Below are 22,112 nucleotides of genomic sequence, written 5' to 3' on the forward strand. Positions count from 1 at the left end.
CCGAACGCGCTCGGACCGGTCCGATGGTGGCGAGCGCGCGGCTCTGCAACAATGCACGATCGGCCACGATGCCCCTGTTTTCCGCCGGCCGTGCGCGTGCAGGTTCGTTGCGCAACGCGTCACATGCTGCCGGCATGCCCGATCGTTCTCCTGCCCATGCTCCGGATTTCCACGCTGTTCGTCGCCGTCGTACCGTGTTTCGTGGCACTTCCGCCCGCCCATGCCGACGACCGCGCGCGCTGGCCGGCCGCGTCCGACGGCCGGCCGCTTGTCGGCGTCCAGACGAAGATCCAGTCGTTGACGCTCGCCGATGCGCGGCAGATCCGACAGACCGGCTTCGACTTCATCCGCTTCGGCGTATGGACCGATCGTCTCGATCGTGCGGACTACCGTCGTCAGGTCGACGAGGCATTCGCGGCGGCGCGTGCGGCTCGGCTGCCGGTGTTGCTGACCGTGCGTATGCTCGCGCCGCTGGGGCAAGACGATGGAGCGCGCGAAGCGAAGACGGACCGCCCGTCGCTCGTGGCGGCCGGCGCCCGTTTGGCCGGCGTGGTGACGCAGCTCGCCGCGCGATACGACCGCGCGCTGGTGGCGATCGAGCTGTGGAACGAACCGGATCTGGGCCGTTATTGGCCGACCGGCGACGTCGCGCACACCTTCCCGCCGTTTGTCGAAGGCGTGTGCCGCGGCCTGGCCGCGCGCCGGCCGTCCGCTCCGGTCGTCGGCTTCGGCTTCGCACGGCCGCCGCTGCCCGGCAGCGTGCCCGACCGCCTGCTGGCCGGCATGGTTGCCGCGTCACCCGCGTGTCTCGACGCCGTGTCGTACCACGCGTACGGGATGACGCCGCCGCAGATCCGCGATGCCGCGCGCGACATTCGCGCACGTTACGGCCTGCCGGCGCTCGTGACCGAAGACGGTACAGCGTCGGCGGGCGTCGACGGCGACGCGCGGCAGGCGCGCCGTGTGCGCATGCTGCTCGATGCGCGCGCGACGCTCGGCACGCCGCTGCTGTCGGTCTACGAATGGGCCGATACGGCGAATGCGAGCGATGCGGCGCAGCGCAGCTACGGGCTCGTGCGCGCGGACCGGTCGCCGAAGCCCGCGCTCGAGGCGGCCCGCGCGTCGCTGCGCGCGACGACGTCGAAGCCGTAGCCGACCGTCAAGCCGGCTCGCGCGTGCGGATCGACCACAGCGCGACGGCGAACAAGGCGACGCTGGACAGGTGCCGCAGGTAGCTGCCGAGATCCGGCTCGAACAGCATCGAGACCGCGACATGGCCGAGCAGCAGGCACGCGAGCAGTTCGCCGTTGCGGGGCAGTGCGTTTCCGCCTTCACCGGCACGCCGCACGGGAACGCGTCGCCATGCGGCGCAGAGAAACAGCGCGACCAGCGCCTGCATCGCGAATCCCTTCGGATCGAACGAGAACAGCACCGGCAGGTTGAGCCGCACGAGCGAATACGCATAGTTGCCCGCGAAATGGACGAACGAATCGGGCGGAAACGGATTGTAGAAACTCGTGCGCGCGCCGAACGGCGACGCATACACGAGATAGTCGACCGCGAGGTCGCGCGGCTGCTGAAGCAGCGTATAGGCGGCATTCGGCAGCGCGACGAGCACGGCGACGACCAGCAATGCGCCGGCCAGCCCCGGCAGCGTCGATACCCGGCGCAACACCCATGCCGCGAGCGCGATCGCGACGATCAACGCGAAGTAACCGCGGATCGTGGCCGCGTAGCCGAGGTACAGCAGCACGGCGATCAGCATCGTACCCGTCGTGCCGCGTACGCGCGCAACGGCGAGCACCGCGATCGACATCGCGACGACGAGCGTGTCCTTGCTCGCGACGAACAGGTTGAAGAACAGGCACGGCGCAATCAACGCGAGATGGGCGACCAGCGCGCCGAGCCGCCGTGTCGCGCGTAGCGCGATCCAGATCGTGGCGACGCCCAGCGCGACGACGAACACGGCCGTGCCGGCGCCGCCGAGCGCCTGGTACAGCTTGCCGACCGCGTCGAACGACGAGCCGTCGTAGGTCGAGCCGCCGCCGATCTGCGTCTGGATCTTGTCCGCGTCGCGGAAGATGAATTCCGGCAGCAGCGCGCGCGCATTCGCATAGACGCCGACGTACAGCAGCGCGAGACACGCGGCGACGGCATTGCGCAAGCCGCGGCTCAGCAGCGGACCGCTCGCGATCAGGTTACGCAACATCGGCCGCTCCCGGCCGGATGGCGCGGCGCGCTGTCGGGGCGCGCGACGACACGATCCATGCGAGCCACGCGAACACCGCGATGCTCGCGACGAGATGCGCGACGGCTGCGCCGATCGCGTGCCCGTCATGCACGAGCGCGATCGTCATCGGTACGCACGCGAGCGTCAGCACGGCCATCACGCACGCGACCACGCGGCCTGCCCGCAACGCGACGGCGGCGGCCCACAGCACGTCGCACGCGGCGCGCAGTACGAACGACAGCAGCAGGATCGCGAGGATGACCGTCGACGGCAGGTCGTTGCCTTCATGCGCGAGCCGGAACAGCCACGGATGCACGGTGACGATCGCGAGCGCGGCCGCGCCGGTCAGGATCACCGACCCGCGCAGCGCCTGCGCGAGTTCGCCGCGAAATGCCTTCGGCGCGTTGCGCGGACAGTCGAGCGCACGCACGAGGCGCGGCGCGGCGACCGCCGCGACGGTGGCCGACGCGATCGTCTGGATCGCGTTCGCGATCGACCAGACGAACACGTAGCGGCCGAGCTCGCCCGCATCGAGCATCGCGGATGCGACGAAGCGTTCGAGATACTGCAGCACCGACAGCAGCAGCAACGCGACGAAGAACGGCGCGCCGCTGCGCCAGACCGTCGCGAGCGGCAAGCGCGTGGCCGACAGCGCGGGCATCGCCGGCAGCCGGCGCGCCGTGCGCGAAATCAGCAGCCAGCCGAGCGCGACAACCAGCATGTCGCCGGCGAACCAGAGTGCGAACACGGCGTCGATCGACCCGATCGCGCGCGTCGCGAGCGCGGCGACCGCGACGCCGGCCCACGCGCCGGTCCGCACGAACAGCAGCCATGACGCCGCGCGGGCGCGATGCAGCGAGAACAGCCACGTGTTGACTTCGAGCGCCGCATGTTCGGCGCATGCGACGAGCGTCACCAGGACGAGCGGCACGTCGGCCAGCGCGCCCGCCCGCGGCCGCCCGAAGAACGCGCCGACCGGCAGCGCGGCCGCGCCGCACAGCACGACATAGACGCCCGCATACAGCACGGACAGCCGCATGCAGGTTCGGATCGCATCGCGCGGATCGGGGCCGGCGAGCCGCCGGTTGATTTCGGTGCTGAAGCCGAGGCCGAGTACCTTCGACGCGACGACCGACACCGCGAGCGCGACACCATAGACGGCTACCGCTTCGAAGCCGAGCGTGCGCGCGACGACGATCGTCAGCACGAATTTGAGGCCAAGCGCACCGACCCGCAGCGCGAGGCGCGACGATGCGGCCTTCATCGCGCCGCTCCGTCGTGGAGCGCAGCCCGCAGCGCGGCGACGATTCGCTCGCGTTCGCGGGCGAGCCGCGCGATGCCGGTGTCGGTCTGCGTCCAGAAGCGGCGCAGCGCGTCGGGGGCGAACAGCGTGTCGCATACCGCATTCGCATCGAAATCGGCCGCGTTCGCGACCCAGTGGCCGACGCCGAGATCGGCATACGCGCCGAACCCCTTGCGCTCGTAGCTCAGGTGATAGGCCGGCACGCCATGCAGGATCGACTCGAGCGCGCCGTGCAGGCGCACGGAGACGACCGCATCGGGCGTGTCGCCGGCGAGCACGTCCTTCAGCGTACGCGTATCGTCGAAGCCGCGTTCCCGGTAGTACGCGGCGTCGTCGTTGCCGCGCCCCGTGCTTTGCACGGCGAACGTGATGCGGCAGAACGCGCCGAGCCGTTCGATCAACGCTTCCGTCTGCGCGTGGTAACGCGCGCATTGCGCGGCGCTCCACGCGGGCGGACGGCGCAGCACCAGCGCGATGTGGCCGGGGCGGGCCGGCGGCACATGCGCGTGCGCGCGCAGGCCGGCCGCCCGACGGCCGAATTCGAGCACCGCGAGATCGGGCGCCCGCCGGGTGTTCGGGTTGGCGGCGAGCAGCGCCATCGAACGATCGTCGCGCACGAACACGGTGTGGAAGCCCGCGAGCAGCGACGTCAGGTGGCCTGCGAGCATCGCATTGCCGGCAGCCGGGCCGATGCTCTGCGGCAGATAGACGGCCGGCTTGCGCGCCGCGCGTGCCGCACGCATCTGCACGAGGTGCCCGGCTTCGAGCTTGAGCGCCTCGACGCTGTTGCGCGCGCGCAGGTAGCCACCGCCGACGCCGACGATCAGGTCGACCTGTTTCAGCAGGCCGCGCAGGTCGGCCAGCGCCGGATTGGCGCCGACGGGCAGCGCCGCCATCGCCGCGCCGATCAGCCGCCCGGCGGCGCCGGCGGCGAGCACGGGCGCGGGCCGCACGTCCGGATAAGCGGGGAACGACGCGGGATCGGCCGCGACGGCGGACACGCGCGTGTCGGCGCCGAACGCGCCGCGCAGCAGCCCGACCGACAGCTCGACGAGCAGCCCGTCGCCGGAATTGCGTGCGCTGTACGCGTGCAGCAGCGCCACGTGAACGGGGCGGCTCATCATGCGTTCTCCCGCAGCAGGTCGCGATAGACGGCGAGCGTGCGATCGACCATCGCGTCCGCCGAGAAATGGGGGTAGGCGCGTGCGCATTGTTCGCGCATCAGCCGGTGCGCGGCCGGATGCTCGACGAGCCGGCCGACCATCGACGCGAACGCGGCCGGATCGTCGCTGTTCGATACCGTCAGCCCGACGCGGTGGTCGGCGATCAGCTCGGTCGCGCCCGACACCTGCGTCGCCACGATCGGCACCCGTGCGGCGACGGCTTCGAGGCACACGTACGGAAACCCTTCGTAGCGGCTCGGCAGCGCGAGCAGGTCGAACGCGGAGAAGTAGCGGCGCGCGGCGTCGACGCGGCCCGCGATGCGCAGGTTCGCCGGCAGGTCGTGCGCCTCGTCGCCCGCTGCCCGGTCGAAGTCGCCCGAGCCGACCGCGACGACCTGCACGCGATTGCCGAAGCGTTCGTCGAGTACGCGCGCGATCCGCACGAGGCGGTCGATCCCCTTCTGGTGATCGAACCGCCCGACGAACCCGACGACGAACGGGTGATCGGCCAGCCCGAGCGCGATGCGTGCCGCCTGGCGCGCGAGCAGCATCGGCGGCGTGACGCCGTTCTCGACGAGCCGGATGCGCTCGCGCGCGATGCCGAGCGCATGCAGGTGATCGGCTTCGTCCTGCGACACGGCGATCACCGCGTCCGAGCACGCATTGCCGAGCACGCGCTCGACGCTGCCGTAGAACGCGCGCTTCGCGGGCGACAGCGTCGGGTTCAGCGTATAGACCGCATGCGGCGTGTAGACCTGCTTCCAGGGCCCGCGGCACAGGCGCGCGAGCGCGCCGGCCTTCGAGCTGTGGCTGTGCACGATGTCGGGCCGGATCCGGCGCAACAGCCGGCGCAGCGCGAGCATGCCGCGCAGGTCGTGTGCGCCGACCGCGCGCCGCAGCGGCAGCCGGTGCACGGTCTTGCACCGCGCGGCCGCGTCGGCCAGCATCGCGTCGTCGAAGCGCTCGCCGAGCGGCGCGATCAGGTGGATGTCCGCGTAGCCGCGTGCGTGCAGACCGGCGATCAGGTCGGTCAGGTGGACGGCGACACCGCCGCCGGCGGCTTCGACGACGAGCGCGATGCGCAGCGGCGGCGCGGCGGGGGGCGAAGCCGGAGGGCGCGTGTCGGGTTGAAGGGGCGCGCGCTCGTCGAATGACGGCGCGAATGCGATGTCGCTCATGCGGACCTCCGCAGCAGACGTTGAAGTGCCGCGCGCAGGCGGGCGAGGTGCGTACAGCGCCGCGCGTCGCACGTGTAGCGGTACGCTTCGTAGCGGTAGCCGCCGTATTTCGAGCCGAAGGCCGATGCGCCCGTGCGCGGATCGAGGCCGTTCAGCACGACGCCGGGCTGCGCGTCGGGCCGCTGCGGCAGGCGTTTCGCGGCTTCGACGAGTTCGCCGGCCCGTGTCGAGCCCGCGCGTGCGACGAGGAGCGTCGCGTCGGCATGGGCGCCGAGCCAGGTCGAGTCGGTGGCGGCGAGCAGCGGGGCGGAATCGACGACGACGAGGTCGTAGCGCGCGCGCAGCGACGCGAGCAGCGCGCCGAGGCCGGCCTGCTGCAGCAGCGCGGTCGGCGCGCTCGGCAGTTCGCCGGTCGGCAGGAAGTCGAGATTCGGCGCGACGTCGCGCCGGATGGCGTCGTCGGCGTGCGCGCGGCCGGCGAGCAGCGCCGCGAAGCCCGCGCCGCGTTCGAGTCCGAAGTACTGGTGCAGATAGCCCTTGCGCAGATCGCCGTCGATCAGCAGCACGCGCCGGCCGCTCGCCGCATGCACCGCCGCGAGGTTGACCGATACGAACGACTTGCCGGTGCCGGGTGCGGGGCCCGTGACCAGCACCAGCGGATGCGCGCGATCGGCGAGCGCGAAGTGCAGTGCGGTCTGCAGGCTGCGCAGCCCTTCGATCGCCGGTTCGTACGGATCGTCGTACGCGAGCACGTGCAGGCCCGCGTCATGACGTTCGACCGCGCGCATCAGCTTGCGCTGACGGGCGGCGGCAGGCAGCACCGCGCGCACCGGCAGCGACGTGTGGCGCTCGATCTCGTCGACGGCGGTCAGGCCGCCGTACAGGAATTCGCGCGCGAATGCGGCGATCAGCCCGAGCGCGAGGCCGGCCAGCGCGGCGGCGGCGATCACGACCGGCCGGTTCGGCCGCACCGGATCGGCCGGCGCGACGGCCGCATCGACCACGCGCACGCTCGCCGTCCTGCCGGCCTGCACGAGTTCGAGTTGCTGGGTGTTGTTCAGCAGCGCGGTGTACAGGTCCGCGTTCACCTTCACGTCGAGCCGGGCGCGCACTTCCTCGCTTTGCTGGGCGGGCAGCCGGGCGATGCGCGCGTCGAGCGCGCCCTGCTGGCGCTTCAACGTCGCGAGCTGCGCGTCGAGCGCGGCCATGTCGGGGTGCGTCGGCAGGAAGCGGCGGGACAGTTCGTCGTGTTTCTGCTGCAGTTCGAGCAGGCGCGTCTGCAGGTCGGCGCCTTGTTGCAGGACGACCTTGCCTTCTTCCTCGAGATCGACCGAGCCGGTGCGGCTGCGCAGGGTCGCGTAACGCGTTTCCGCGCGCTCGAGCTGGCCTTTCACGATCGGCAGCTGCTCGTTCAGGAACGCGAGCGATTGCGCGGCCTCGGCCGTGCGGCGCGCGATGTTCTGTTCGACGTAACGGTTGGCGATCGCGTTGAGCGTCGCGCTGATGTCGACGGGATCGTGGCCGCGTAGCGACGCGACAAGCACACCCGATTGCTTCACCTTCTCCTGGACGTCGAGCGCGGTGCGCAGCGTGTCGATCGTTTCCGCGCGCGATTGACGCACCAGCGTGAAGCGCGTGCCGGGCAGCGCGTCGAAGCCGGTGATGTCGAGGTGCAGCGGGCCGTAGCGCGTGTCGAAGGTTTCCGTGCGGCCGATCGTGCCGACCGCATCGGCCTTCAGGCTCGCGCCGGTAAGCCGGTAACGCGTGTCGTCGAGCCGCACGACCTGGAACGTGTCGCCTTCCGCGCGCGTCGGGACGTCGAAGCGCACGACGTCGATCCGCTCCTGCCCCCACGCATAGCCGCCGAAACCGAACAGGCCGGGCTTCACCGCGCCGTCGTTGAAGCGCGCGACGAACGCGCCGATCACCGGCACGCGGGCGGGGGCCGCGACGATATACGCGCGCAGGTCTTCCACCGCGCGCGTGACGACGAGCCGCGACGACAGGATCTGCGCCTCGGCCGACGCGGGCGACGCGACGTTGAAGAACGACGCGGCATCGCCGAGCAGGTTCTTCGACGCGGCGTCGGTCGCGTCGTCGGTCTGGATCATCAGGTCGGCCTGGTAGATCGGCGGCGCGACGAACGCATACAGCGCGCCGGCGGCGACGCAGGCCGCCGTGATCGACGCGATCGTCCAGCGTGCCTGGCGCAGGACGTCGAGTACGCGGATCAGGTCGATCTCGCGTTCGGGGGAAGCGGAACTCGTCATGACTGGGATCCGGAGAAGGAGGCGGTGATGTGCGGCCAGCGCGCGGCGAGCCGCGGCAGCCAGCTGCCGACCGCGAGATCGATCAGCGCCGCGCAGCGCACGAAGTCGTCGCGCGTACCGCGGTAGGGGTCGGGGATGTCGAGGCCGAGCGGCGCGCCGTCGGCGATCCGCGCGTACTCGCCGAGACGGAACACGCGGCCGCGCAGGAACGGGTGACGCGCTTCGAGCACGCGGCGCTGCCCGCCGTCCATCACGAAGATCAGGTCGGCCTGCGCGCACAGCGCGGCCGTCACCGGCCGGGCCGCATGCGCGTCGAGGTTCAGCCCGCGCGCGGCGGCCATCTCGCGGGCCAGCGGGTCGGCCGGCCGGCCGTTCGGCGGCGCGAGGCCGGCCGAGCCGGTCCGCGCGTGCGGCAGCTTCGCCGCGAGCAGCGCGGCTGCGAGCGGGCTGCGGCACACGTTGCCTTCGCAGACGGCGAGCAGGAAGGGGGGCGGGGTCGGCCTCATTTCGTGGCGATCCCGGCGGCGACGCCCGTGTTCACGCTGGGCAGCAACAGGCTCAGCACGCGGCTGATGCGGACGAGCCCGTTGCCGTCGACGTAGACGATGTCCTTCGGCTCCAGCTCGAACTGGTTCGCGAGCACCATCGCGACCGGCGAGCGCGCGTCGAGATGGAATACCGTCGGCGTGCGGCCCTGCGCGCCGCGGATCACGAACATCTGCGCGGCGTCGGCGGTATTGGAATTGATGCTGCCGGCCTGCAGCAGCGCGTCGCTCAACGTGAGACGGCCGTCGCGCTTCGGCAACGCGAGCATCGGCCGGTTGACCTCGCCCATCACGTACACGCCGTTGCTGTCTCGCGCGCCGACGCGCAGCAGGTCGCCGCCGCGCAGCACGATGCGCGACGGGTCGCGGTGGCGCTCGATCAGGCGCGCCAGGTCGATGCGCACGGGCGTGCCGTCGCGCACGATCGTCACGTCGCTCTGGTCGGCGCCGGGCGTGAAGCCGCCGGCGCGCGCGATCGCGTCGGCGAGCGTCATCGGCACGTCGTTGACGGGCAGCGCGCCCGGCGTGTGGACTTCGCCGTCGACGTACACCTGCTGCGAACGGAACGATGCCACGCGCAACGTGACCTGCGGGTCTCGGTAGATCTTGCCGAGCGCCTGCTTCACCCGCGCCTGCGCGTCGGCGGCGGTCAGGCCGGCGACCTTCAGCGCGCCGGCATACGGGAACGTCAGGTTGCCGCGGTCGTCGACGACGAAGCCGGCAACCGGGTCGGCCGCGCGCGGCGGCGTCTGCTGTGCGCCGCCTTGGGCCGCCGCGAGTTCCGGGTGATCCCACACGGTGATCTGCAGCACGTCGCCCGGGCCGATCCGGTAGGCCGACGACGCGCGCGATGCGGCCGGCGTGTCGAACGCCGCCGCGGCCGCATCGCGGGCCGCGCGCTGGCGCGCGATCAGCGACGGATCGATGTCGACGATCGGCGGCGTGGCGACGGCATCCCCGCCCGCGAGCGGCGCGCGAACCGGCGTGCCGGCCGTGGTCGATGCGGCCGCGGCGCGTGCTTCGGCCGCGCGCGAGTCGGCCGCGGCCGGCGCGGGCGCGCCGTCATCCGGCGCGTCGGCGAGCCAGCCGAGATACGACGTGTTCATCTTCATGCCGGGCGCGAACGCGCATCCTGACAGCGCTACGCAGGCCGTCAGGACGAGCGCGAGCGCACCGTGGCGGCGCGCGGCCGCCGATGCGATCGAGGGTGTCATGAGTTCCTTCCAGTTGCGCCGCGCGCCGGAGACGGCGGCGCAGGAGCGGGCTGCCGAAGCAGGGGCCGCCGGGTCAATCGAAGCAGCCGCGGCGGCGATGCCGCGGCGCCGAACGGCATGCGTCGTTCAGTACGCGTTGGGATGCACGATCCCTTTCAGCACCGTCGCGCCGATGATTCGCAGGTCGAGCGCGAACGACCAGTTGCGCAGGTAGTACAGGTCGTACTCGACGCGCGACTGCATGCTTTCGAGCTGTTCGGTCGCGCCGCGCAGCCCGTTGACCTGCGCCCAGCCGGTGATGCCCGGCTTGATCCGGTAGCGGTGGATGTAGCCGTCGACGAGCGTGCGGTACTGCGCGTCGTGTTCCACCGCGTGCGGACGCGGACCGACCACCGACATGTCGCCGAACAGCACGTTGATGAACTGCGGCAGTTCGTCGAGGCTCGTGCGGCGCAGGAACGCACCGACCTTCGTCACGCGCGGGTCGTTGCGGGTCGCCTGCTCGACCTTGCCCGGTTGTTCGACATGCACGCGCATCGTGCGGAACTTGTAGATGTCGAACGTGCGGCCGTCGCCGCCGCGCCGTTTCTGCGTAAACATCACCGGGCCCGGCGAGCTCAGCTTGATCGCGGCGGCGATGACGAGCAGCAGCGGCATCAGCAGGATCAACACGGCAGCCGCGAACATGCGATCGAAGACGGCCTTCACGCACAGCGCGCCGCGCGACAGCGGCGGCGCGGCGAGCGAGATCGCCGGCTCGCCGAGGATTTCGTCGACCTGGCTGCCGAACAGTGCGTGCCGGCTCACGTCGGGCATCAGGCGCAGCTCGACGAAGTCGCTGCGGAATTCGTCGATCACGCGCGTGATCGCGGCGTCCTCCGCGAGCGGCAGCGCGATCCACACTTCGTCCGCGCGCTGGCGGCGCGCACACACGGCGAACGAGGCGAGATCGGTCGTGACGAGCGCGTCGCCGGCGAGCGTCGTCGCGCGGCCGGCCGTGCAATACGCGCTGACGAGCCGGTAGCGCGTATCGCCGGCCGCGTCGAGCGACGCGACGATCCGCGCGAGGCGCTCGCTGCTGCCGACGACTGCGATGCGGGCGGGCGTCGCCGGCACGCGCAGGCTGCGCCGGCGCGCGATGCTCAGTGCGACCCGGAATACGACCAGTACGATCCCGACCTCGATCGTCCAGTCGAAGAACCACGTCAGCATCATCACGGTCGCGGTGGTCAGCGCGATCATCTTCAGGAACACGAAACCCTGCACGACGAGCCACAGCGCGAGCGTGCGGACCGCATAGCGCGTCGCGGGGCGCGGCCGGCCATCGAGGCCGATGCCCGCCAGGCGCAGCAGGAACGCTGCGAGCAGCGCGCTTACGCCGATCAGCAGCCATTCGATCGCGAGCGCGTCGAGATTCCACAGCGAACCGTGGTGCGTGAGTACCGCGATCGCGACGATCGCCGCGACATCGACCATGCAGACGACGATCTCGCTGCGCGGCCCGTGCTTCTTGTTCATTTCATCCGCCATCCTTGCCGTCGCGCACCGTCCGGAATGGCGGCGCGTCCGCGTTCGTGCAACGCTCCGCAGAGCGAGGTGCTGCCCGGCGCGTTGCACGGTGCGTTCGGGCAGTACGGCGAGTCTAGGAGCGATGACGGGGCGAGACCATCGGACTGCGGGTGATCAGAAAGGGCACTTCGATCGGACTGCGCTTCAACGGGTTAGGACTCGTGCCCGATGGCGTCAGGGATTGTCAAACCGCCTGTGGACAGGCGACCAGCACACGCTGTCGGCGCGCTGTGGCGATCGCGCCGACGACGGCGGCTCGCGATGCGGCGTCGTCATGCCGCCACCGCGTGCGCGGCCAGCAGCGGCGCGAGCGACCGGGCCTGCGGATGGCGGCCGATCGTCGCCAGCGCGTCGGCTTCGAGCCGGCGGCGTTGCGCGGGATCGCGGACGAGTTCGACGCACGCCTCCACCAGCGCGTCGTACGGCGCCGCTCGGAAGCCGTTGGCGTAATCGGGATCGACCGACGTCGTCGGCGACACCTCGCCGACGATCGCCTTGCCGTTCGTCATCAGATAGAACGCGCGCACCACCTCGAAAATGTGCGACGCGTAGTGATGCAGGTTCAGCACGACCTTCGCGCGCGCGATGAAGGCGTCGCGCTCGGCGCCGTAGAGGCCGCCGCTGACGATCCCGACGTTCAGCCCGCGCGCCTGCAGCGCCTCGAGAATCGCCGCGCGGCGCGGGCCGATCGTGCCGTAGAACAGCACGTCGATGTCCTGTTCGACGTCATCCGGAATGCGACGCAGCTTCGGATGGAAGCCGAGCTTCAGGTAGCGCGCGTGCCCGATGCCGAGGCTGTGCAGCTTCGCGAGGTTGCGCTCGCTGTAGTCCCAGGTTTCGTATCGCGACGCCCAGCGGTAGATGGCCTCGTTCCACGGCTGTTCGTCGACGTGCAGCTGCTCGGTGTTGACGACGATCGTGTCGGCCGGCACGTGCTCGGTCGCGCGTGGATCGGCGAGATGGCAGCCGATCAGGATGTTCCGCGCATCCGGCATCATGTTGTTCTCGTTGACGTGCACGACGTGGCCGAGATCGCCGAGCCCGTACGCGATCACCTCGGCGAGTTCCGTGAAGGCGCCCGAATGCGCGTAGCCGGGCGGGCGGACGATGCAGAGGTTGTAATCCATGACGAATCTCCTGTCGGCGTGGCGGCGGTCAGCCGGCCAGCCGACGAAGATCGGCGGCGACCGCGTCCATGACCGGCTGCCAGTCGGCGAACGTCGTCTGCCGATACAGCGACGCGCTCGGGTAGAACGGGCTGTCGCGGCGGTCGTGCTGCCAGACCCAGTGCGGGTTCGCATCGAGCAGCACCCACGTGCGCCGGCCGAGCGCGCCGCTCAGGTGCGCGGCCGACGTGCAGACGGTGATCACGAGATCGAGTGCGCCGATGAAGGCGGCGGTATCGTCGACCGTGCGCCATTCGCGCGTGCAGTCGTTCACGACGAAACCCGCCGCGCGAGCGGCTTCGATGTCGTGCTGCGCGCCCGGTTGCAGCGAGTAGAACGCGACGTCCTGCTGCAGAGGGTCGAACGCGTCGGCATAACGTTCGAGCCCCACGCGGCGAAAGCGGTTGCGCTGGTGCGACAGACTGCCCGTCCACGCGAGGCCGACCTTCAGCCGCTGTTCGCCCGCGAGCGCTGCGCGCCACGCGTCGACGGCTGCCGCGTCGGCGTGGAGGTACGGTGCCGTCGCGGCGAGCGCATCGCCGTCGAGGCCGAGCATCCCGGGGATGCTCATCAGCGGCAGCTCGACGTCGAACGCGGGCAGATCCTCGATGCGCGTGCTGGTGTCGAACACGTCGACATGCGTTGCCAGACTGCGCCCGAACAGGCCGCCCATCACCGGAAACGCGTTCCACACGATCCGGCCGCCTTCGCGATGCACGCGTTCCGCGAGCAGTGGCACGTAGCGGCAGAACTGCAGTGCGTCACCGAGGCCCTGTTCGCCCCACACGAGCAGTGTCTTGCCCTTCAGCGATTCGCCGCGCCAGCGCGGCCCGGGAAACACCGGCAGGTTGCCGCGCAGTTCGGCCGAGCCTTCCCAGCGCGCTTCGTAATGGGGCCAGCCCGACGCGAAATCGCCGCGTGCGAGCTGGAGCAGCGACAGATTGTGGCGATACGTCGGGTTGTGCGGCGCGAGTTCGACCGCGCGTTGCGCATGCGTTTCGGCCTGGCCCCACCATTGCGCTTCCTTCATCGCCGTCGACGCGTTGTTCACGGCCAGCGCGCTGTCGGGCGCCAGCGCGACCGCACGGGTGGCCGCGCGCAATGCGCCGTCGAGATCGAAGCGGTCGATGCGCGTGACCACCGCATTGGTCCACGCGCGTGCGTCGTCGGGATCGTCGTCGAGCGCGCCTTCGATGAGCGCGAATTCCAGATCGGGATCGCCTTCCGTCAGCCGGATCGCGAGCGCGAGATTGTTCTTCAGCGACGGCCACGCGGGCGCGAGCTCGAGCGTGCGGCGATAGGGCGCGATCGCATCCGCGTGGCGTCCCGCCATCTGCATCGCATAGCCGCAGTTGAATGCCGCTGCCGGCGACGCCGGACGCAGTTTCCAATGGGCGGCGGCCAGTTGGGCGGCGGATTCGACTTCGCCGCGCTCGATCAGCGTTTGTGTGGCGGTGGAGACGGCGTCGTCATCGACGTCGACCGAGGCGGCATCGGCCTGCGTGGCGAGCATCGTGTCGTCGGTGTCGGCGAGCGTGGGCGTGTCGTGAGGCGAGATCTGCATGTCGGGGCTCCGGAGGGCCGGCCGCGTTCGAGGCGGCGGCCGGTGGCGGGGTTCGTCGTGAGGGCGCCAGCGGCTTGCACGCATGGGCACAAGCAGCATGGCGCCGGCTTGACGTCCACTTTATGGATCCGCACCCGGCAACTGAATAAGACTAGTCCGAATCGATGAGGCATCCGCGATGCATCCCCCGGTAACGAACGCGCCGTTCGGTCGCGTTTGTAGTCCCAGTCCTATTTTTGGGTTCGCCGCTCGCCAATAAGACTCGTCTGATAGAGATCGCGTGCAGCGATCTTTGTAATACGCAGTATTCCGGCCGACGTCGTTCGGCAACTATCAGACAGGGAGTACTGACGATGAGCGCAGCAGATTTTCTGGTGAAAGGCACCGTGATCGGGATGGTCGCGAGCGCGGCCACGGTCGGGATGGTCCACGTGGCGGTCGAGTTCGGCACGCGCTGGTCGTCGAGCGGCATGGTCGTGACGATGGCGACCGCGTTGCTGATGGCGATGCTGCTGCTCGTTCCGCCGCTCGTGACCGCATGGCGCAACCGCAACGATGTGGTCGATCCGTTCTACGAGCCGGCGGCGTTGAAGCCGATGTTGCAGGGACGGACGATCGGCATCGTCGTCGGCATCGTGTTCGGCATTTCGATCGTGACGGGGTGGTGACGATGTCGACGCCCGTTACCGATCTTCGCGACGCGACCATCGCACCTGTACGCGCTTGCGCCGTCGATGTGCCGTCCGTCAGCAAGACGCTTCGCGTGATTTCGCTGCAAGGCGAGCGTGGCCGCCGCGACGCGTTTCGTGCGAACAATCCGACGCTCGCGTTCGAATTCGTCGACGCGATCGACGGCCGTGCGCTGTCGGACGACGATATCGCACGAAGCGGCCTGTTCGCGCCGGCGTTGCCGTACACGCGCGGCGCGATCGGCATCGCGATGACCACGCATCGCCTGTGGACCGACATCGCCGCAGGCAGCGAACTCGTGACGATCGTCGAGGACGACGCGATCTTTCGCCCGGACTTCGACGAAACGGCGATGCAGTTCCTCGCCGCGCATGCCGGCCGTTACGACTTCGTCGCATGGGGCTACAACTTCGATTCGATCCTGCGCGGCGCGATCTTCAACAGCCGCACGCCGGTGACGATGCGCTTCGACGAGGCGGCGCTCGCGCAGGCCGTCGACGATTTCCGCACCGATCGCGGGCCCGTGCTCGTGATGGACCTGCTCGAGTTCTACGGGATCTGCGCGTACACGATCTCGCCGGCTGGTGCGCGCTTCCTGCTCGATCATTGTTTTCCGCTGCAACCGGAGACGCTGTTCTCCCACGGGCTCGGCCGCACGCTGCCGAACTACGGGATCGACGTTGCGATGAACAAGTTCTATGGCGCGATGCGCAGCGTCGCTGCATTTCCACCGCTCGCCGTGACGATGAACGCGCGCGAGACGTCGACGATTCAACGGTGACGTCGTGCGGAATAGGACCAGGCTGATTGTGCGGATGCCGTATGCGCTTCGACAATGCGTAGGTCGGGCAGCTGCATGGTACGCGCCCGATACCTCGTATCCGAAGCCACGCTTCGTTGGACGCGCTGCCCGTTCGCCGGGCAGCGCATTTTTCTCCGCGCGAGGCCGGCACGAGCGACGTTGCCGGCGCGGCCCGGTCAGGATGGCGAGAGGTGAATGCCTTGCGGCGACCGGTGGGCTCGGTCGCATCTGCACCGTTCGGGTCGCAGGTTGGGAGAACGCTGCCACATGCGAGCGCAGGGCATTCATCTCTGTCGTTCCCTCCGTCGGTCACCTGTGCCTCGCAGACGGCGGTGACTCTGCTCGGCAACGCGCGGCCGGCTCGACCGGCTCGCGCTTCAGGTCTGGTCGTGACGCGATCGCGCGCGCGGCCTGTCAGACACCGACCCGGTCGGTTGTCCGCGGTGAAGCTGCCGCACCTCCACACGGCCGCCATCGCGTGCGGCACCTCCCTCCATCGATGAAGGAATCGTCATGAAGAAGCATCACATTTCCATTGTTTCCACCCTGATCGCACTCGCGTGCGCCTGCGGCGCCCCTGTCGCACGCGCCGCAGGCACGAAAACCGAAACGCCGCTGCCGCCGGGCGTCGAAGCGGTCGTCAACGACACGCCTATCGCGCGCAGCGACGTGGACAGCATGATCGAAGCCACCGGGCAGGCCGCCACGCCCGAATTGCGCGCGCAGGCCAAGCGCGAGCTGATCGCCCAGCACCTGGTCGAGCAGGCGGCGGAAAAGGCCAACTACGGTAGCCGCCCCGAAGTGAATCGCGTCGTGATGCGGGCGCGCACGGTCGCGGCGACGGATCTCTACCTGCGCGACAACCTGCGCCCGCAAGCGGTGACCGACGCGCAGGTGAAGGCGCGTTACGACGACGTCGTCGCGAATGCCGCGCAGTTCGAATATCGCGCGGACGTGATCGCCGTGGCCGATCCGGCCGAAGTGAACGCGCTGGTCGCGGAGCTGAAGCAGGGCGCGGCGTTCGACGCGGTGGCGAAGAAGTACAACACGACGCCGAACGGCGGCGTCGCGCAGTGGGTCGAGTTGCGCACGCCGGTGGCCGAGGGGAAGACGGGCGGTTTGCCGTTGCCGCTCGCGCAGGCGATCACGTCGCTGCAGCCGGGCGCCGTCGCGGGCCCGATCCGGGTCGGCAACGCGTTCGCGATCGTGAAACTCGACGAGAAGCGTGCGACGGTCGTGCCGACCTTCGAGACGGCGAAGAACGTGCTGCGTCAGCAGCTGGAAGCGCAGGCGCAGCAGCGCGCGATGACGGCGCTGGTCGACAAGCTGGCCGGGCAGGCGACGATCCAGCAGTAAGTGGGTGTATCAGGAGGACGGTGGATCGGTGATCCGCCGGGGTAGCCGCTACCGTGAACCACGGTGGCGGCTTTTTTCTTTTGTGTCGAGCACGTATGGCCGCTATTATTTGAACTTCATTCGCGCAGCATTGTGGGTGTTGTCCACAGGTAATCGAAGGAGGCAATCAACGATGACAGATTCTTGCGCAACCGAAGATCGGTATGTTCCGGTGCCGCGTACCGCGGCCGACACGGCGCGCCTGCTTGCCGATCCGGCCATCAAGGCGGCATACGATGAGATGGCGGATGAGTTCGCTGCCCTTCGCGCACGACTCGAACAGAATCAGCCTGGTCCGATTGGTTGTAACGGTTATTCACGTTAAATTGATCGAGTGTGGCACCGGAGCCGCTTCGGCGGCGGCCGTTGGGCCCGGCCGTCGTCATGCTATGTATTTTAGCACTACTCCTAACGCTGCCTTATGCGAGCGCTGATGCGCTTCCGGCCGCCACACACTTTTTCTATCGGGAAGTGCTCCGCTTCGTAGCGTGCGATCAGGTCCGCCAGAACCTTCAGTTCTTCGCCCTGCGGTGTGCCTGGCGCGGGATCAAACTCGACAAGCGCGGATACCGCCTTCAGTGCGGCCTCGTAATCGGCTTCGGTTCGAATCGGTTGACTGTCCATCCCGTTGATCATTGCGATTGGTTGCTTTTCTCGTGCTGTCCGTTGCAGACAAGCGCGTCGGACTGTCGTATTTCAGCGCACGTCCGGCTGAAGCATCGCGACGCCGGACGTGAAGGCCCGTAGCGGCGGGCCCTTAGTCAGCCCGTCAGACCGAAACCGTAATCCCCGCCGGCCCGAATTCCCCCGCCGGCTTCACCACGATCTCCACATGCTGGCCGAACGACGCCAGCGTCAGCATCAGTTGATCCAGCGTTACATTCCGGAGCCGCTCGCGCTGCTCGGGCGTGACCACCGGCCGTGCCATTTCGGCGAGCGCCGCCGCCTCTTCCTCGGTCAGGCCGCGCGACGCCATCAATGCGTTGAGCTTCAGTACGAGCACGGATTTGGCCGCCAGTTCGCCGACGTCGTAATAGTCGAAATCGTCCGGCACGTTGTCGGGGTGTTGATTCGATGCGTCGTAGTTCATTACGCCTCCTCCGCCATCATCGACGGTTGCCGCTGTTGCCCGGTGCCGCAATCGACATCGGGAAATCCATCCTTTCCGACAGGGCTCGGGTCCGCCTCATCGATCGGCGTGATCACCAGCCGCTTGTGCGACACCTCGATATGCAGACGCTGTTCGGGATCGAAACCCGCCGCCTCGATCCATCGGCCGGACAGTTTCATCCACAGATGCACGACAGGCGGCGCCATGTCGGCGAGCCTGATATGCGGAACGATACGGCGGGATTGTAGAGACGAACGCGGGGAGACAAAACGATCGCGGAAATACGTCGGTGCGTTATGATTCGCGCCAGCCATGGTCAACGCCTATGAAGTTGGTTGTGGTCAGCGGCCCGCAGGTGCTGTTTCACCTGCGGGCCGCGCTCGTTTACGCAACGGATTTCGAGTACCGCTTCCTCACATGCATCGCATGTCGAAGCGACCGGAGAATCCTGGCGAAAACGTGCAACCACTGTAGCCGAGAACATCCGGTGTCATGGATCGGTCACGTACGAATTTATCGATGTTGGCCATCCGGCCTATGCATCGACGCTTGCTGCATAACGAATCCGGCGCGATCGCGTCGGCTGGATGCGTCGTCGATTCATTCCCGATGTGTCAGAAATCGTTTCAGTCGACGATTCGATCAGCCTGCCGCACGCCGCATCAGGATCTCGTTCGCGCTCTGTCGATAGCGCTCGAACTCTCGCGCGAACGCCGCCGCATCCCCGGCCAGCGCCAGCGCTTCCATCGACGCGCAGAGCCCTGAAATCTCCCGCTCGCCGATCATCGCGAACGCACCGCGCATGCTGTGAATCTCCGAACGCGCGACCTTCAGATCGCCGTCCTGCAACGCTCGCGCGATGGTCGCGCTCGAACGTCGCGTCGCATCGACGAGCACCGTGTGCAGGTCTTTCGGCAACGGGCCGGGGACGCGCGCGGGTACGGGCGGATACGTCGGCCGCCGCCACGTCCCCGCGTACTTCGCGATCGCCTGCTCGAGCGATTTCAGCGACGTCGGCTTCGTGACGATTTCGTCGATACCCGCTTCCCACGCCAGCCGCAACTCGTCCGGTTCGGCATGCGCGGTGACCGCCAGGATCGGCTGCACGCGGCCGCGCTCGCGCAGCACGCGGGCGAACGCATAGCCGTCGAGGCCCGGCATGTTGAGGTCGGTGAGCACGACCGCATAGTCGTGGCGGTCCACCAGATCGAGCGCGTCGGCGACGTTCGACGCGATATCGGCCTGATAGCCGAGTACGTCCAGCTGATCGTGGACGAGCGAACGGTTGACGGGATTGTCGTCGACGAACAGCACGCGTACGTCCGGCGCGTCGTCGCTCGAAAGCGCTTGCGCGGCGCCCGGCTGGCGATCGAGCGGCAGCGGCAACGTGACGACGAACGTCGAACCCACGCCCGGCACGCTGTTCGCGTCGATACGCCCGCCCATCGATTCGGCGAGCTTGTAGCTCAGCGCGAGGCCGATGCCGGTGCCGCCGAAGCGGCGCGCGATCGATTCGTCGGCTTGCGCGAACGGCTCGAACACGTGCGCCAGCTGATCGGCCGTCATGCCGATGCCCGAATCGCTGACGCGGATCGTCACGGGCGTCGCGTCGCCCGACGGCGCCGACACCGACAACGCCACTGCGCCGCGGTCGGTGAACTTGATCGCGTTGCTGACGAGGTTGACGACGATCTGCCGCACGCGCATCGGGTCGCCGAGATACGTGTGCGTGACCGCCGGATCGACGTCGATGCGCAATGCGATGCCCTTCGCGCCGGCCACCGGCTCGAACAGGTCCGCGACGTCGCGCATCAGCTCGTCGATCCGGAAGCTGGTCGCTTCGAGCGTCATCCGGTCGGCTTCGATCTTCGTCATGTCCAGCACGTTGTTCAGCATGTCGAGCAGCATCCGCGCGGCCGACGTGACCGCATGCAGGCGTGGTTTCTGCCGGCTCGGGTCCGGCGCCTTGTCGAGCAGTTCGAGATTGCCGAGCATCGCGTTCAGCGGCGTGCGGATCTCGTGGCTGATCGTCGCGAGGAACGTCGACTTCGCGCGGTTCGCGCTGTCGAGCGCGCGTTCGGCGTCGGCGCGCGTCGTGATGTCGGAGAAGCTGCACAGCAGCGCATCCTTGCCCTTGTAGCGCACGCGCACGAAGTTGACGAGCAGGTCGCGCGCACGGCCGTCGCCGAGCGTCACCGGCAGTTCGACGTCGAGCTGTACGGGCGATGCGTCCGCGTGTTCGCGATAGCGCGCCAGCAGCCGCTCGTGCAGCGGCGGATCGCCGGCCTCGCGTTCGTATAGTTCGAGCATCCGGTTGCGCAGCAGCACCTGTCGCGTGTCGGGCGATACGAGGCCGATGCCGAACGGCGCGGTCGCGACGATCGTGCGGCTCATCCGCTCGCTTTCGAACACGCGGCGCGAGCGGCGGAACAGCGGCGCGAACACCCGCAGGTCGAACGCGATCACGAGCATCCATAGCACGATGAGGATCGTTGCAGTGGTGCCGAACTCGCGCAGCATCGTCGACCAGATCGCAAAGGCGATCGTGCGCCACGAGTACGCATAGACGATCGCGTAGCCGGTGTCCGAAATCCGGTCGCTGATCGTGAACACGCCGTGACGGTAGCTTTCGTCGAAATGCGCGAGACCGCGCTGCCACGTGCCTTCCGCCAGCGCGTGCTTCATCAGCGCGGCGCCGTCTTCCGCGTCGCCGGTGCGGTCGACATCGAGCAGCACGCGGCCGTTTTCGTCGATCAGCATCGCGACCGCATCGGCCGGCGCGTGCTTCATGCGATCGGCGATCGCGTCGACGTCGAAGTCGCTCACGAAGGTCATGAAATGCTGCTGTCCGTCGAAGGCGGGTTCGACGAGACGGAAGACCGTCTTGCCGGTCAGCGGATCGATCGCCGGCGCCTGCCATGCGATCCGGCGCGACAGGCGCCAGTAGCGCGCGACAGCCGGATCGGACCAGTCGGCCACGTCGAATGCGAGGTGCTGGATCAACGCATGCGTGTCACGCACGCCGATGCGCGCGAGCAGGTCGGGATACGGCATCGACGGCGGCGGCGTGATCGCGATCACGTTGCGGTCGGGGCTGTATGCATAGCCGCGCACCGCGCGGCCGGTCTGCCGCTCGGCAGCTGCGACGGAAATCGTCTGGCGCTCCATCAACTGCACGTAGCGATCGGTTTCGTGGTCGGCGAGCGCCTTCGGCGACGCGGCCACGAAGATCTCGCTCACGCCGGGCATCGGGGCGAGCAGCACGTGCCCGTCTTTTCTCAGTGCATCGGAGGCTTCGCGCGCATGCGGCGGATGGCCGTTCCACAACAGCTCGGCATTGATCACCGCGCGGCGCATCGATGCCTGTTTCGCATCCATTTCCAGTTGCACGAGCGCCTTGTGCGTCGCGAACAGGTCGCGGCGCTCGGCGATGTAGTCGCGCACCGACCCGACCAGCAGGATACCGGCCGCGATCAGGATCACGAGCGACAGCACGACCGCACCGCCGTACAGCGTGAAGCGCTGATACCGGTTCAGCAGGCTCAGGTCGTGCGCATCGTCGTCGATCGACGCGAACGGCGCGCTGGCGTCCGTATGGGACGCGAAGAGATGGCGGATGGGCATGAGACGAAGACCGGTGAATCAATGCGCAAATCGGGAGACGCGCTACGGCGATGCCGGAACGCGGACGATATCCGCGAGCCGCACGACGGCGGCGCGATGCGCGGCCGGCTCGGGGAACGGGAAAATTATCGGGATAGCGGGCGGGTCTGTATGTAGGGCAGTCCGAAACACTCGCGCGCGATGGATAGGACCAGTCCTATTCAGGCAATCGGCGGCGCGGTGCGTATATAAGGCTTGCCGCGCGCTCGTGTCAAACGGAATCGTTCGAGAGAGCGGCGTGTCGTGCCG

The 22,112-nt window shown here is 68.8% G+C and carries 19 protein-coding genes; 5 read left to right on the forward strand and 14 right to left on the reverse strand.

The features are described from left to right. The first annotated feature begins 201 nt into the window (after positions 1–201). The gene (locus H0X91_RS12590) at positions 202–1,152 is read left to right on the forward strand and encodes a beta-xylosidase (protein ID WP_330165484.1); all 951 of its coding nucleotides are present in this window, start codon (positions 202–204) and stop codon (positions 1,150–1,152) included. Between the two features lie 7 nt (positions 1,153–1,159). Here H0X91_RS12590 and H0X91_RS12595 read toward each other — a convergent pair whose 3' ends face one another. The 10 genes from H0X91_RS12595 to H0X91_RS12640 all read right to left on the reverse strand — a co-directional run bounded on the left by H0X91_RS12595 (position 1,160) and on the right by H0X91_RS12640 (position 14,202). Further along, positions 1,160–2,209, reverse strand: coding sequence for a hypothetical protein (locus H0X91_RS12595; RefSeq protein WP_196433073.1), 1,050 nt, complete (start codon positions 2,207–2,209; stop codon positions 1,160–1,162). After that, positions 2,199–3,494, reverse strand: coding sequence for a lipopolysaccharide biosynthesis protein (locus H0X91_RS12600; RefSeq protein WP_196433074.1), 1,296 nt, complete (start codon positions 3,492–3,494; stop codon positions 2,199–2,201). Before H0X91_RS12600 ends, H0X91_RS12595 begins: the two co-directional genes overlap by 11 nt. Next, positions 3,491–4,654 (reverse strand): polysaccharide pyruvyl transferase family protein, encoded by a 1,164-nt coding sequence (locus tag H0X91_RS12605; RefSeq protein ID WP_196433075.1) that lies wholly within the window; start codon positions 4,652–4,654, stop codon positions 3,491–3,493. The genes H0X91_RS12600 and H0X91_RS12605 overlap by 4 nt, the downstream gene beginning before the upstream one ends. Next, positions 4,654–5,874 (reverse strand): glycosyltransferase family 4 protein, encoded by a 1,221-nt coding sequence (locus H0X91_RS12610; RefSeq protein WP_077178215.1) that lies wholly within the window; start codon positions 5,872–5,874, stop codon positions 4,654–4,656. The genes H0X91_RS12605 and H0X91_RS12610 overlap by 1 nt, the downstream gene beginning before the upstream one ends. Continuing rightward, a complete protein-coding gene (locus H0X91_RS12615; RefSeq protein WP_196433076.1) occupies positions 5,871–8,144 on the reverse strand; it encodes a polysaccharide biosynthesis tyrosine autokinase in 2,274 nt (757 codons plus the stop codon). The genes H0X91_RS12610 and H0X91_RS12615 overlap by 4 nt, the downstream gene beginning before the upstream one ends. Continuing rightward, complete coding sequence (locus tag H0X91_RS12620; protein WP_080331059.1) at positions 8,141–8,650, reverse strand: arsenate reductase/protein-tyrosine-phosphatase family protein; 510 nt, start codon at positions 8,648–8,650, stop codon at positions 8,141–8,143. Before H0X91_RS12620 ends, H0X91_RS12615 begins: the two co-directional genes overlap by 4 nt. Then, the gene (locus H0X91_RS12625; protein ID WP_080331058.1) at positions 8,647–9,903 is read right to left on the reverse strand and encodes a polysaccharide biosynthesis/export family protein; all 1,257 of its coding nucleotides are present in this window, start codon (positions 9,901–9,903) and stop codon (positions 8,647–8,649) included. The genes H0X91_RS12620 and H0X91_RS12625 overlap by 4 nt, the downstream gene beginning before the upstream one ends. Before the next feature lie 126 nt (positions 9,904–10,029). Then, positions 10,030–11,421: an undecaprenyl-phosphate glucose phosphotransferase gene (locus H0X91_RS12630; RefSeq protein ID WP_080331057.1), complete on the reverse strand. Its 1,392-nt coding sequence runs from the start codon at positions 11,419–11,421 to the stop codon at positions 10,030–10,032. 323 nt (positions 11,422–11,744) lie between these two features. Next, entirely contained in the window at positions 11,745–12,599 is an 855-nt protein-coding gene (locus tag H0X91_RS12635; protein ID WP_230877928.1) for a hypothetical protein, read from the reverse strand. A gap of 28 nt (positions 12,600–12,627) precedes the next feature. Next, positions 12,628–14,202 carry a hypothetical protein gene (locus H0X91_RS12640; RefSeq protein ID WP_080331056.1) on the reverse strand — a complete coding sequence of 525 codons (1,575 nt, stop codon included), beginning with the start codon at positions 14,200–14,202 and terminating at the stop codon, positions 12,628–12,630. A 353-nt stretch (positions 14,203–14,555) separates the two neighbouring features. On the opposite strand from H0X91_RS12640, the gene H0X91_RS12645 reads away from it, so the two are divergent. The 4 genes from H0X91_RS12645 to H0X91_RS12660 all read left to right on the forward strand — a co-directional run bounded on the left by H0X91_RS12645 (position 14,556) and on the right by H0X91_RS12660 (position 17,414). After that, on the forward strand, positions 14,556–14,870 hold the full coding sequence (locus H0X91_RS12645) for a hypothetical protein (protein WP_023477308.1): 315 nt from the start codon (positions 14,556–14,558) through the stop codon (positions 14,868–14,870). 2 nt (positions 14,871–14,872) lie between these two features. Continuing rightward, positions 14,873–15,673: a glycosyltransferase family 25 protein gene (locus tag H0X91_RS12650; RefSeq protein ID WP_230877929.1), complete on the forward strand. Its 801-nt coding sequence runs from the start codon at positions 14,873–14,875 to the stop codon at positions 15,671–15,673. A 534-nt stretch (positions 15,674–16,207) separates the two neighbouring features. Further along, on the forward strand, positions 16,208–17,050 hold the full coding sequence (locus tag H0X91_RS12655) for a peptidylprolyl isomerase (RefSeq protein ID WP_080331054.1): 843 nt from the start codon (positions 16,208–16,210) through the stop codon (positions 17,048–17,050). A gap of 4 nt (positions 17,051–17,054) precedes the next feature. Beyond that, on the forward strand, positions 17,055–17,414 hold the full coding sequence (locus H0X91_RS12660) for a hypothetical protein (RefSeq protein ID WP_143263630.1): 360 nt from the start codon (positions 17,055–17,057) through the stop codon (positions 17,412–17,414). Between the two features lie 83 nt (positions 17,415–17,497). Here the strand turns inward: H0X91_RS12660 and H0X91_RS12665 are convergent, their stop codons facing one another. The 4 genes from H0X91_RS12665 to H0X91_RS12680 form a co-directional block, all read right to left on the reverse strand. After that, positions 17,498–17,713 carry a hypothetical protein gene (locus H0X91_RS12665; protein ID WP_230877930.1) on the reverse strand — a complete coding sequence of 72 codons (216 nt, stop codon included), beginning with the start codon at positions 17,711–17,713 and terminating at the stop codon, positions 17,498–17,500. A gap of 145 nt (positions 17,714–17,858) precedes the next feature. Continuing rightward, a complete protein-coding gene (locus H0X91_RS12670) occupies positions 17,859–18,179 on the reverse strand; it encodes an XRE family transcriptional regulator (protein WP_080331053.1) in 321 nt (106 codons plus the stop codon). Next, complete coding sequence (locus H0X91_RS12675) at positions 18,179–18,514, reverse strand: SymE family type I addiction module toxin (RefSeq protein WP_080331052.1); 336 nt, start codon at positions 18,512–18,514, stop codon at positions 18,179–18,181. The genes H0X91_RS12670 and H0X91_RS12675 overlap by 1 nt, the downstream gene beginning before the upstream one ends. Before the next feature lie 328 nt (positions 18,515–18,842). Continuing rightward, on the reverse strand, positions 18,843–21,824 hold the full coding sequence (locus H0X91_RS12680; protein ID WP_196433077.1) for a sensor histidine kinase: 2,982 nt from the start codon (positions 21,822–21,824) through the stop codon (positions 18,843–18,845). Positions 21,825–22,112: the final 288 nt, after the last annotated feature.

The sequence above is a fragment of the Burkholderia sp. 9777_1386 genome (assembly GCF_015712265.1).
Classification (GTDB): Bacteria; Pseudomonadota; Gammaproteobacteria; order Burkholderiales; family Burkholderiaceae; genus Burkholderia; species Burkholderia cenocepacia.